Genomic DNA, 11,837 nt, shown 5'->3' with positions numbered 1-11,837 from the left:
AACATCCTCTTTCGGTTAGTGTGCGGTTTTTGGCACATTTTCTTCAGTTTTCAGTCCGTTCGCGTTAAGTAATTCAGTCATTGTATAGTCTTTATCATCAATACCGTATGATGTAAGACCATTGGAGGTTGACCGAGAATTATGTGTGTTATATTTAAACGGGATAACAACCTCACCTTGCTTATTAATCACGCCCCAGCGATCATCTTTTTTCACCAGTGCATAACCATTATCAAAGTCACGTGCGTCTTCATAAATCAGCGGGATTGCCTCTTTACCCTGTAAATCGGTAAATCCGTGTGCTTTTTCCCGGCTGACGTGAATCATATTATTTTTTATAGCATAGACTTTGTCATAACCATTAAGAGTCAGAAATATGCTCCCTTCCGGATTAAGAAAATAAAACCGCTTATCTGCCGTGTTTGTTTTATCTTCAATAAAAAATCCCGGACTAAAAAGAAGGCTGTTATTTCCGCCTTTATCTATGCTGTAATCGGTGATCGGCAAGATATGCATGCCTTTGTCATTAATAATATGATAACCCTGCTTATCCTGAAATTCGAAAAACCCGGTACGGCCATCATCAAATTCAAGCAAATTGATCCGACTATAATTACCTGAAAAAATAACCGGTTTTTTATTATGTTTATTATATAAAACAATAGCGTTACTATCACGGGTAACAAAGGTATTATCAGATAAATTTAAAATACTCTTTATTTCAGCTGTCTGTTCTAATTTTTTATTCTCAGTATCTAATTTATATAACCGGTAACGAGTGATGTCATATTCACCGCCATCATCATCCTTTCTTTTCTCTGTGTGCGCAGTATAAAAATACGGTGGGGTTACAGCGTATAACCGCTCTCTCCCGTTATTAACTATCTTAGTTCCATCCTGACCAATAATATAGAATACCTTTGATTTTTCATCTTCAACAACAGGATATAAAATCATATGCCGGGGGACAATGGTTATCTCACTATTTTCCTTAGCGTTATCTTTTACAGCATAAACAGTAACCGCAGCCGGTGTCCCATGAAATAAACAAGCAACCTGATATAATGAAGACTCATTTATTTCTTTTTCAAATTGTTCATAATACGTAGCAATCCTGTATATCAACTCATCTTTATCTTTATTATTTTTCTTTGATACTTTATCTGCACTATTAATAAACCCGCTCATTTTGTCGGTAAAACCAACATCACCACGGACACAGGATGATGATGATAGTATTTTTCCATTTTTGTCCGAGATATCTTCTGCGATGATATTCAAATCACCATCACGGGTATAACTCAGGTAATTCTTATCTGCTGTTGCCAGTTTTAATGTAAAACCAGGCTCTGTAATGTCAGTTTTATCTGCTGAGAGGTGATAGCTGTCAAGCGCAGAAACATAGCTATATGTTACACTGACATCTATATTTTTTACTGTTTTATCATTATCCAGCTTTAATTCTTCGCTTATGCTTTCATCTGATAATTCTTCGCTGCCATCCATATAAGTAATCTTTTTAATTTTTACAGTTGGCTGCTGTTTTGACGGCATATCTTTTATATTAAGTGTAACCAATGAGTACCCATAATAAATATCCTGATTAAATGACAATGACGTTATCATTTCATTAAACGCCTGCTGATATTTATCAATGGTCAGAATAGAATATGGATTTTTATATTCATCATCCGAAGATATAACTAACGTTCGTTTGTCATATAAATTATCGTTTCCGCCCATTTGAATAAAAAAATCAAATTGTTGTTTTTCACTCTGAACTTTATCAATAGACTCATCCAGTGTCAGACCATTAAACTCTGATGCGATATAATTCAGCGATGCCTGAGAGGGTGCCGGTAATTTATCGTCTCTCAGCAATACCGCAGTAATAGCTGCGGCGATTAACACCAGGACACAAAAAACAATAATACCTTTTTTTTTCATCTGTACTTCCCTGCCTGTACTGTTATTTTATTCTTATGGCACCCTTTATTTTTCTGATAAAAGTATAACAAAAACGCACCGGAAAATGATGACGATTCTGTGAAGCAGATCTGCTTTTCATGATACGAAATGCAACACCCGCGCCATCCCTTGACATCCCTCACGGTTCCGCTTATTTCTGGATGATAATTAATCTAATTAAGGCTGTCTGCTATGACACACCTGCGCATTACTCAGGGGATCTTCCGCACAGGTCCTGATTCTTCACTTTCCGTTCCGTCATTATGTCTGGAGAGAGGTCAGCACCATGCTTTTATCGGTGTTAACGGCAGCGGAAAATCGACGTTCGCGCGGGCGCTGACCCGGGAGCTTACGCTGCTTTCCGGGGAAATGACATCCTCGTTTATCCGTCCTGTCCGCGTGGCATTTGATACATTACAGGCACTCGTTGATGACGAATGGAGCCGCAATAATACCGATCTTATCGATAATAATGAGACTGATAACGGGCGCACAACCGCAGATATTATTCAGCTGACGTACCGGGATGATGCGCGCTGTCAGGCGCTGGCATCACAGTTTGGTATTGCAGATCGCCTCACGCGGCGCTTTAAATATCTCTCCACCGGCGAAACCCGCAAAGTTCTGTTGTGTCAGGCGCTGATGTCTGAGCCGGATCTGCTGGTGCTTGATGAGCCTTATGACGGGCTGGATGCCGGTTCACGTATAATGCTTAGTGACATGCTGACCACACTTGCACAAACCGGGCTGACTATCATTCTTATTCTTAACCGGTTCAGCGATATTCCGGACTTTATTACCCGCGCGGGGTTACTGGTGAACGGTCAGTTATCCGAACCTCAGGCTCTGTCTGATGTTTTACAATCCCAGCTGAGTCACAGTGAACAAAATGAACATCTCACACTGCCGGAGCGGGATAACGCGCCTTCTGAGCGGCTCTCACCTGATCTTGCGCGGGTTATTCTTAATCACGGCACAGTCAGTTATCACGATAAACCTATTCTGCACGATCTGAGCTGGCAGGTACTACCCACAGAACACTGGCAGATTACCGGCGAAAACGGCGCGGGAAAATCCACCCTGCTCAGTCTTATCACCGGCGATCACCCGCAGGGATACAGCAATGACCTGACACTGTTTGGTCGCCGCCGGGGCAGTGGTGAAACCGTGTGGGATATCAAACAGCATATCGGCTATGTCAGTAATAGTGTTCATCTGGGCTACCGCGTTAGTATTAATGTGCGCAACACCCTTATTTCCGGCTTCTTTGATTCCGTCGGCCTGTATCAGAAACCCTCCGACCGGCAGATAAAACTGGCGGCTGACTGGCTCGTGCTGCTGGGGTTGACGTCTGTGAGCGAAAGCCCGTTTCACAGCCTGTCGTGGGGGCAACAACGGCTTGTGCTGATAGCACGCGCACTGGTAAAACATCCGGCGCTGCTGATCCTGGATGAGCCGTTACAGGGGCTGGATGCACTTAACCGTCTGCTGGTTCTGCGCTTTATCGATATCATGATAAGCCGTGGTGATACTCAACTGTTGTTTGTCAGTCATCACAGTGAAGATACCCCCGCCTGCATTAACCGGCGGCTGGCGTTTATTCCTGATAATAATCACTACCGTTATGAAATCAGTAAGTTGTAAGTCATTCATCAAACGGATGTTTTATTTTTCACCTTAAAAAAGCATCCGTTATTTTCTGTTTTTAATCAGTTAATTATTAAGAACAATCTTAGTTTATAGCTATTCTTCCGCTGTTTTTGCTGGTATCTGTCCGCTGACTCTTTTACCCTGAGCGCTCTTTTTACTTTTCTGATGTCCGACGGATATTCATGACCTGGTTTTTACTCATCTTATCTCTGCTTTTATTACAATTTCACCGGACACTATCACTGGCAGCTCTGCTCGCCACCACGGTCAGTGCGCTGTTCAGCGGTGTAATGGACTGGCGCGCATTAATGGCACTCTGGGGTATTATTGCTATCGCAATAGCCTACCCCCGCACTCATCAATACCCGTGGCTGCGCAGGGGACTGGCATTACTGGTTGCTGCTACCGCTGCCGGTCTTGCGTTTCACTTGTTTCCGGGATTTCATAACCTGCATTATCTGGAACCCACACAGGCAGGACCGCACAGTGCGCCGTTTTCATTCTGGCTCAATGCCGATAAAGCCCTGGTGCCGTTTGTTCTTCTGATTATCATCCCGCAGCTGTTTGTGACCACACCACAGAAACGGGTGACACGATTGCATTGGATCCTGCTGATACTCTCTGTCCCGGCACTTCTGCTGCTGGCAACGGCCTTGGGCGGATTAGGGTTTGAGCTGCATTTCCCGGACTGGCTGCCGGTCTTCATCGTGGCAAATCTCTTTTTGGTTTCACTGGCTGAAGAAGCGCTGTTCCGTGGTGCGCTCCAGCAAGTGCTCTCCCGCCGGTTGCCACCGTATGTCGCGCTGTTTATTGCTGCCGCTGTTTTCGGTCTGGTACATATTGCAGGGGGTCCGCTGCTGGTCGTGTTTGCCGCACTCGCCGGGGTTATCTACGGGCTGGCATGGATGTGGAGCGGGCGGTTGTGGGTCGCAACACTATTTCATTTCGGTCTGAACCTGTGCCATTTGCTGTTTTTTACCTATCCTTTCAGGATTGGCTGAAAAAACCGTTTTCCTCCGGCTATTATACTTTGCGCAAACATTTATAGCGGAATCGATTCAGTTATAGTATACAGTATACTCTGAATAATTCGGGATGCCTGTAGGCGACAAGCGAAGACAGACGGGGAGCATAGATAAACTATGTGACCCGGCGAGCTGAGCGCAGTCAACAACCAGGCATCCTGAAGTATGACGGGTATATCGGGAAAACAGGACGAAACGGATACCTTCAGCACACTGTCCCCCAAAATTACTGTGCGGAAAGTTTGCCGAAAAGCGGTACAAACCAATATAATGGGCAGCGTGTCAGACCCGCTTCAATTCTGAAACCCTCTATTTGAAACACGACAGGAGTTTACGCTATGGCAGTAACTAAACTGGTGCTTGTACGTCACGGTGAAAGTGAGTGGAACAAAGAGAACCGCTTTACCGGCTGGACGGATGTTGAGTTATCTGAAAAAGGCCGTGCAGAAGCACAGGAAGCCGGTCAGTTACTCAAAAAAGAAGGCTTCTCTTTTGATTTCGCTTATACCTCTGTACTGAAACGCGCAATTCACACCCTGTGGAGTATTCTGGACCAGGTTAATCAGCAATGGCTGCCGGTTGAGAAAAGCTGGAAACTGAATGAACGCCATTACGGCGCATTGCAGGGTCTGGATAAAGCGGAAACTGCCGCCAAATATGGTGATGAGCAGGTGAAATTATGGCGTCGTGGTTTTGCAATCACCCCGCCGGCACTGGAAAAAAGTGACGAACGCTTCCCGGGTCACGACCCGCGCTATGCAGCACTGCCTGAAAGCGAGCTGCCTGCAACAGAAAGCCTTGCCATCACCATCGATCGCGTTATTCCTTACTGGACTGATATTATCAAACCACGCGTTGCATCAGGTGAGAAAGTCATTGTTGCCGCACACGGTAACTCCCTGCGTGCACTGGTAAAATATCTGGATAACATGAGCGAAGATGAAATTCTGGAACTCAATATCCCGACTGCTGTACCGCTGGTGTATGAGTTTGATGAAAACATGAAACCTCTCCGCCGCTACTACCTGGGTGACCAGGACGCGATAGCTGCCAAAGCTGCCGCAGTGGCTAATCAGGGTAAAGCGAAGTAATTCTTCTCTTCTCTGAGTCATAAAAAAACCCTGACACTGTCAGGGTTTTTTGTATATACCCTTATTCATTCAAACTACAGGTTCGTTAGCGGCGTGGAGCTAGGCCGCCTGCCTGCAACCTGAATGGCGTTGGGTATACCGAATATATTATTTGCGGCGGGCTTTTACTGCATCCGCAAGCTGTTTAAGCAGGATTTCAGTGTCTTCCCAGCCGATACAGGCATCTGTAACACTTTTGCCATACACCAGAGGTGCGTCACCTTCCAGATTCTGATTACCTTCTGTCAGATGACTCTCCACCATCACGCCCATAATCGCTTTTTCACCACCGGCAATCTGCTGCGCCACATCTGTACTAACATTCATCTGGCGCTGATACTGCTTGCTGCTGTTTGCATGGCTGAAATCGATCATAATACGCGGAGCGAGACCGGCCTGTGCCAATCCGTCTTTTACAACACTGACATCTTCCGCGCTGTAATTCGGTTTTTTACCACCGCGCAGGATAATGTGACAGTCGCCGTTACCCGTGGTATTCACAATGGCAGAATGACCCCATTTGGTGACGGAAAGAAAACAGTGCGGTGAACCGGCGGCATTGATAGCGTCAATCGCGACTTTAATGGTGCCGTCCGTACCGTTTTTAAATCCGACCGGACAAGAGAGCCCGGACGCCAGTTCACGGTGAACCTGTGATTCGGTTGTACGCGCGCCGATAGCGCCCCAGCTCATCAGATCTGCCAGATATTGCGGGGTGATCATATCCAGGAACTCACCCGCTGCCGGCAGCCCTTTGTCATTAATATCAAGCAGCAGCTTGCGCGCAATGCGCAGGCCGTCATTGATGGCAAAGGAGTGGTCAAGATGCGGATCGTTAATCAGCCCTTTCCAGCCGACCGTGGTGCGCGGTTTTTCAAAATAGACGCGCATAACAATTTCCAGCTCACCTTTAAGTGAATTACGCAGCACCAGCAGGCGATCTGCATATTCAGCGGCGGCTTTCGGGTCGTGAATAGAGCACGGTCCGATAACAACCAACAAGCGGTCATCCCGCCCTTCCAGTATTTCATGAATGGCGTGACGGGTCTGGCGAACGGTTGCAGCGGCAGTCATCGTCGCGGGAAACGACTCCAGTAACGCCACTGGTGGTAATAATTCCCGAATTTCTTTTATTTTTACATCATCGTTCTGATAGTTCATAACCCGTATCTTCCGCTGTCCTGTGTGTTTATTGTGGTAATTTTAATCTAACCGCTCGTCAACAAGCTGTAAACAATTAGCTGCACAGGAAACGAAATTAATTTTTCGCCCCGAAAATATTCGGATTAACAGGACAAACCGTTGTCGTTCAGAAGGAAAACAGCGGCTTTATCAGCCGCTGTAAGTGAAAGGGTTCTTTATGACACTAACCTGGTTCTGATCCGCTGAATCATCGTAATCAGCAAAACAATAATCATACCGGCGATAAGACCGAACACTAAATTAACTACCGGCGGCGTTATAAAGTGAATAAATCCGCCGAATGCCGGGATATCTGCCCCCGTCAGGGCAAGCTTTTCGATCCAATGATAAATAACCGGAATGCCGTGGATTAAAATACCCCCGCCGACCATAAACATCGCCGCCGTTCCCACCACAGAGAGTGTTTTCATCAGATAAGGCGTGGAGCTGATCAGAAAATTGCCTGTTTTCTTCAGAACTGCCATGCTCTTTTTCTGTAAATAAAAGCCCAGGTCATCCAGTTTGACAATACCCGCCACCAGACCATACACCCCGACAGTCATAATGACCGCAATCACCGAGAGCACCACAACCTGATTGATAAAGGCGGATGTCGCGACAATGCCTAATGTGATCGCAATAATTTCTGCCGATAACACAAAATCCGTGCGGATAGCGCCTTTAATTTTGCGTTTTTCAAAATCAGCTAATTCTTCCGGCGTCTGTAGTGTTTGCGTTTCTGCAGTGTCGTGATTGTCATCCGCAGGACTGTGCAAAAATTTATGTGCCAGTTTTTCTGCACCTTCAAAACATAAAAAGGCACCGCCGACCATCAGCAACGGGGTTACCGCCCATGGGGCAAAGGCATTGATCAACAGCGCCAGCGGTACCAGGATCAGTTTATTGAAAAAAGACCCTTTGGCAACCGCCCAGACCACCGGTATTTCGCGCTCTGCGCGCACGCCGGTGACCTGCTGGGCATTCAGTGCCAGGTCATCACCCAGTACGCCGGAAGTCTTTTTGGCGGCCATTTTTGTCATGACAGAAACATCATCTAAAACGGCTGCAATATCATCAAGTAACGCGAGTAAGCTTCCACCTGCCACAAGAGTTTCCTTTTATGCCCTTATTCATTCAAACCGCAGATTCGTTGGCTGCATCCTGAATAACGTTGGGTATATAGCTGATTAATAGGTATCTGATTATTACCAAATACCCATCATTATAATTATCAGGAGGCAATCTGAAAATAAATTCAGCGTTTTTTCGCCGCTTTTATCCACATTCTTGAGCCATTCAGCGCCACACCCAGTAAAATGATGTATTCCAGTGACAAGGCGTATACACCCTGCAGGTAATAAATCACGACACTGATGATGTTAATCACCACCCACAACAGCCAGTTTTCCACCAGTTTGCGGGTCATCAGGATCATTGCCGCCACGGAGAGCACTGTCATTGCCGCATCCCAGAACGGGAAGGCATCCGGCGGTAGTACCGGCATAGCAAGCTCTGCCCCTGCCATATTCAGCATACTGACCATACCCTGCGCCAGCCGGGTAAATACAGGGTCAATAAAGCGGGCCAACAGCAGGATAGCGACCAGGCACACTACCGCCGTCACGCCGGTTTTCAGCGGCGACATCCAGCGGATTTTCAGTTCCGCTTCTGCGTTGCTGTTACGCCGGCTCCAGGCATACCAGCCATAGACGTTGGCAGCAAAAAAGAAGATTTGTAACAGTAAGTTGGCGTAGAGTTGGATCTGAAAGAAAATCACCGCAAATAATGTGACGTTAATCAGACCAAACAGATAATTGATTGTTTTCTCCAGACTTGCCAGCCAGATACACAGCAACCCGGCAACGGCACCGACCGCTTCAATCCACGATAATTCATACGCTCCGTCTTTACCGAGCGGGATCACCATGAGAATATTATTGATGTCAAAAAATTCCATTCCGCCACCTTTCTTAGGTATTTACCCTGTCATTTACGGATTTTAAGCCTTTGCAGGTTTAGTTTAGTGTGTATTTTTCTGTCACTTCAGTGATGAATATCTCATGATAACAAATTTTGTTTAATATAATAAACATAGTAACGTTTTTTTAACTTTACTACTCCCGCTATTTTTAGTTATGACGTAATATCAGCCGGGATATTAATTATATAAATGAGATGCGTAATGGAATCAATTGAGCAAATTATTAACAGCATTATCTCTTTTGCCCTTTTGGATCCCCGTATTGATGCGGTTATTGTGACCGGTTCAATGGCCGGAACCAATCAGGCAGACCGTTTTTCTGATATTAATACCGAATTGGTCGGCAGTAATTATCAGGAATTAATACAGGATGAACGTTGGCTGTACCGGTTCGGAAATCCGCTGATCATACAAAAAACACACGATACTGCCTGGCCCGCATGTCAGGTGCTGTATGAAAAAGGCCGCAAAGTCGATTTTGTCCTCGCCGGACGTGAGCGAATCACACAGATGGTGTCTCACGGGCTGGATCCGATTTATCAGCGGGGTTATGCCGTTTTGCTGGATAAAACCGGGATCACCGCTAAATTACCGGGCTATGCAGATCCTGCAACTGTCATTACCGAGCCCGATAAAGAAACTTTTATAGCGAACTGGCAAAATTTCTGGCTGGAAGCGCCTCAGGTACCTGTTTACTATCTGCGTAATGATTTGTGGAGCGCCCGCCTGCGGAATGTGGAGATGAAACAAAAGCTGGTGATGCTGCTGGAGTGGCATGTGCTGCTCAGACAGAGCGAAACACCACATGTCTGGTACAAAGGGGAGCATCTCAGCCGCTGGCTGCCACCGGGGCTGTACGGGCGCTTTATAGCGACTCTGGATAACAAAGATCGGATGCATGCCGCACGGGCCTACATGGCGATGCTCACACTCTATCGGGATATCGCATTGCAGGTAATTGAAGCACATCAGTTTGAGATTGATATTACGTTAGCGGATAAGGTTATTGCGCTGGTTGCTGACAGGCTGAATGCAGATGATTTATTAGCGCCGGTTACTGAAAAATAGCAGGAAGATAAAGATGACCTCCGGTGTTATGCCGGGGGAGGAAGAAACAGTGAGGAATAACAGTTCGATGGTGGGGCGTACAGGATTCGAACCTGTGACCAATTGATTAAAAGTCAACTGCTCTACCAACTGAGCTAACGCCCCATCGGGGGGATCTTTCGGACTAACTGTGCTGAAATGGTGGGGCGTACAAGATTCGAACTTGTGACCAATTGATTAAAAGTCAACTGCTCTACCGACTGAGCTAACGCCCCATTTCAGGCATTGTACAAAAGAGGATGGTGGGGCGTACAAGATTCGAACTTGTGACCAATTGATTAAAAGTCAACTGCTCTACCGACTGAGCTAACGCCCCAATACTCTCTGTCCAACGGCACGGTATATTACTGATTTATCCGTCAGGTGCAATGATTATTTCAAAAAAACTTGTTCAAACGCTTACAATTCACTCACTTAGCCCCGTTTGAGCCATATTCTCTCAGTGCGGGGCTATTTTATGAACAACGGTACTGTCTGCCCGGTTATAAACCAGACAATTTTTTCTCAGCTAATTTCGCACCGGTTGAACCGGGATATTTCGCGATAACTTGCTGATAGATGGCCTTTGCCTTCGCTTTATCCCCTTTCTCCTGCATGATCAATCCGACTTTATAAAAGGATTCACCTGCTTTCTGAGATTTCGGCCAGTTTTTCACCACAGAAGCAAAATACGCCACAGCGTCATCTTTTTTGCCTTTGTTGTAATTCATCTGACCTAACCAATAATTGGCATTAGGAAGATAACTCGACTTTGGGTAGCTTTTAATAAAACTCTGAAATGCGCCGATTGCACCATCGTAATCTTTGGTGTTCATCGCCATATTCACCGCGGCATTATAGTCATCTTTCTCATTGCCCTTACTTGCAGCAGCATCAGGTGCAGAGGTATCCGCAGGTACAGCGGCAGACGCCGGTGAACCACCTGCAGATGATCCGCTGTCTGTTGATGCACCATTAGATGTGCCGCCGGAAAGAGTATCCAGCTGTGAGAAAAGTTCGCGTTGGCGCTCCGTCAACTGATTCAGTAAATACTGACTTTCCTGGATTTGCCCGCGCAGTGTATCGATATCACGCTGGTTATCCATGACTTGTTGCTGGAGTTGAGTTAATAGCTGACCATGCGCATTGGAAATACGCTCGAGCTGTACGAGGCGGTCATCAGTGGAGCCTGAGCCGATATTGATGATGGGTGCCTGAGCAATAGCGGCCCAGGGGGCCGCTACACCTATCAATAACGACAGACTCACCATCAGGCGTCTGAAGTTACTTTTCATGTATATCTCTTAGTATACCAGTACTGCGCGACGATTTTTCGCGTAGTCAGCTTCGGTGTGACCCAGAACTGCTGGTTTTTCTTTACCGTAAGAAACGATAGAGATTTGTTCACCGTTTACGCCTTTACCCTGCAGATACATCTTAGCAGCGTTAGCACGACGTTCGCCCAGTGCGATGTTGTACTCTGGAGTACCACGCTCATCAGCATGACCTTCAACAGTCACTTTGTAAGACGGGTTGTTACGCAGGAATGCAGCGTGTGCGTCCAGCAGCTGTTGGAATTCAGGAGAAATGTCGTATTTGTCGAAACCGAAGTATACGATATTGTTGTTCTGAAGTTCCTGAAGTTGCTGGCGAGCCAGATCTTCAGCTGACATACCAGTGTTTGCGCTATTGTCGACAGTGCCCGCATCAGCCTGGTCGTTTTTGTTAGAACTACATGCAGCGACGGCCAGAACAGGTAAAGCTATCATCAGCCCTTTAAGCACTTTGTTAAGTTGCATCTCTTTGATCCTTTTA

At 46.2% G+C, this 11,837-nt stretch carries 10 protein-coding genes and 3 tRNA genes; 4 read left to right on the top strand and 9 right to left on the bottom strand.

Going from position 1 to position 11,837, the window contains the following annotated elements; all coding sequences use genetic code 11:
* Positions 1-15: 15 nt before the first annotated feature.
* Positions 16-1,947 (bottom strand): WG repeat-containing protein, encoded by a 1,932-nt coding sequence (locus tag ACMHKJ_RS09730; protein WP_413493482.1) that lies wholly within the window; start codon positions 1,945-1,947, stop codon positions 16-18.
* A 213-nt stretch (positions 1,948-2,160) separates the two neighbouring features.
* Between ACMHKJ_RS09730 and modF the strand changes: the two genes are divergently transcribed.
* The 3 genes from modF (at position 2,161) to gpmA (ending at position 5,734) form a co-directional block, all read left to right on the top strand.
* A complete protein-coding gene (gene modF, locus ACMHKJ_RS09725) occupies positions 2,161-3,612 on the top strand; it encodes a molybdate ABC transporter ATP-binding protein ModF (protein WP_413493480.1) in 1,452 nt (483 codons plus the stop codon).
* 188 nt (positions 3,613-3,800) lie between these two features.
* Positions 3,801-4,619, top strand: a complete 819-nt coding sequence (locus tag ACMHKJ_RS09720) for a CPBP family intramembrane glutamic endopeptidase (RefSeq protein ID WP_413493478.1) — start codon at positions 3,801-3,803, stop codon at positions 4,617-4,619.
* 362 nt (positions 4,620-4,981) lie between these two features.
* Complete coding sequence (gene gpmA, locus ACMHKJ_RS09715; protein WP_413493477.1) at positions 4,982-5,734, top strand: 2,3-diphosphoglycerate-dependent phosphoglycerate mutase; 753 nt, start codon at positions 4,982-4,984, stop codon at positions 5,732-5,734.
* A 147-nt stretch (positions 5,735-5,881) separates the two neighbouring features.
* Here the strand turns inward: gpmA and aroG are convergent, their stop codons facing one another.
* The 3 genes from aroG to pnuC all read right to left on the bottom strand — a co-directional run bounded on the left by aroG (position 5,882) and on the right by pnuC (position 8,912).
* Complete coding sequence (aroG, locus tag ACMHKJ_RS09710) at positions 5,882-6,934, bottom strand: 3-deoxy-7-phosphoheptulonate synthase AroG (protein WP_413493475.1); 1,053 nt, start codon at positions 6,932-6,934, stop codon at positions 5,882-5,884.
* Between the two features lie 197 nt (positions 6,935-7,131).
* Positions 7,132-8,061 (bottom strand): DUF808 domain-containing protein, encoded by a 930-nt coding sequence (locus ACMHKJ_RS09705; RefSeq protein WP_413493473.1) that lies wholly within the window; start codon positions 8,059-8,061, stop codon positions 7,132-7,134.
* 149 nt (positions 8,062-8,210) lie between these two features.
* Positions 8,211-8,912 carry a nicotinamide riboside transporter PnuC gene (gene pnuC / locus ACMHKJ_RS09700; protein WP_413493471.1) on the bottom strand — a complete coding sequence of 234 codons (702 nt, stop codon included), beginning with the start codon at positions 8,910-8,912 and terminating at the stop codon, positions 8,211-8,213.
* Positions 8,913-9,137: 225 nt separating this feature from the next.
* Between pnuC and ACMHKJ_RS09695 the strand changes: the two genes are divergently transcribed.
* Positions 9,138-10,004 carry an aminoglycoside 6-adenylyltransferase gene (locus ACMHKJ_RS09695; RefSeq protein WP_413493470.1) on the top strand — a complete coding sequence of 289 codons (867 nt, stop codon included), beginning with the start codon at positions 9,138-9,140 and terminating at the stop codon, positions 10,002-10,004.
* A 68-nt stretch (positions 10,005-10,072) separates the two neighbouring features.
* Here the strand turns inward: ACMHKJ_RS09695 and ACMHKJ_RS09690 are convergent.
* From ACMHKJ_RS09690 to pal, 5 genes are all read right to left on the bottom strand, one after another.
* A tRNA-Lys gene (locus ACMHKJ_RS09690) sits at positions 10,073-10,148 on the bottom strand.
* A 34-nt stretch (positions 10,149-10,182) separates the two neighbouring features.
* Positions 10,183-10,258, bottom strand: a tRNA-Lys gene (locus ACMHKJ_RS09685).
* 25 nt (positions 10,259-10,283) lie between these two features.
* Positions 10,284-10,359: transfer RNA gene (locus ACMHKJ_RS09680), tRNA-Lys, on the bottom strand.
* Positions 10,360-10,525: 166 nt separating this feature from the next.
* Positions 10,526-11,317 carry a cell division protein CpoB gene (gene cpoB, locus ACMHKJ_RS09675; protein WP_413493468.1) on the bottom strand — a complete coding sequence of 264 codons (792 nt, stop codon included), beginning with the start codon at positions 11,315-11,317 and terminating at the stop codon, positions 10,526-10,528.
* A gap of 9 nt (positions 11,318-11,326) precedes the next feature.
* Positions 11,327-11,821 (bottom strand): peptidoglycan-associated lipoprotein Pal, encoded by a 495-nt coding sequence (gene pal, locus ACMHKJ_RS09670; RefSeq protein WP_067370330.1) that lies wholly within the window; start codon positions 11,819-11,821, stop codon positions 11,327-11,329.
* Positions 11,822-11,837 lie beyond the last annotated feature (16 nt).

The organism is Morganella psychrotolerans (assembly GCF_965118875.1).
GTDB classification, from domain to species: domain Bacteria; phylum Pseudomonadota; class Gammaproteobacteria; order Enterobacterales; family Enterobacteriaceae; genus Morganella; species Morganella psychrotolerans_C.
Note: the sequence above shows the minus strand (reverse complement) of the source record. Positions and strands in the feature narration are given on the sequence as shown.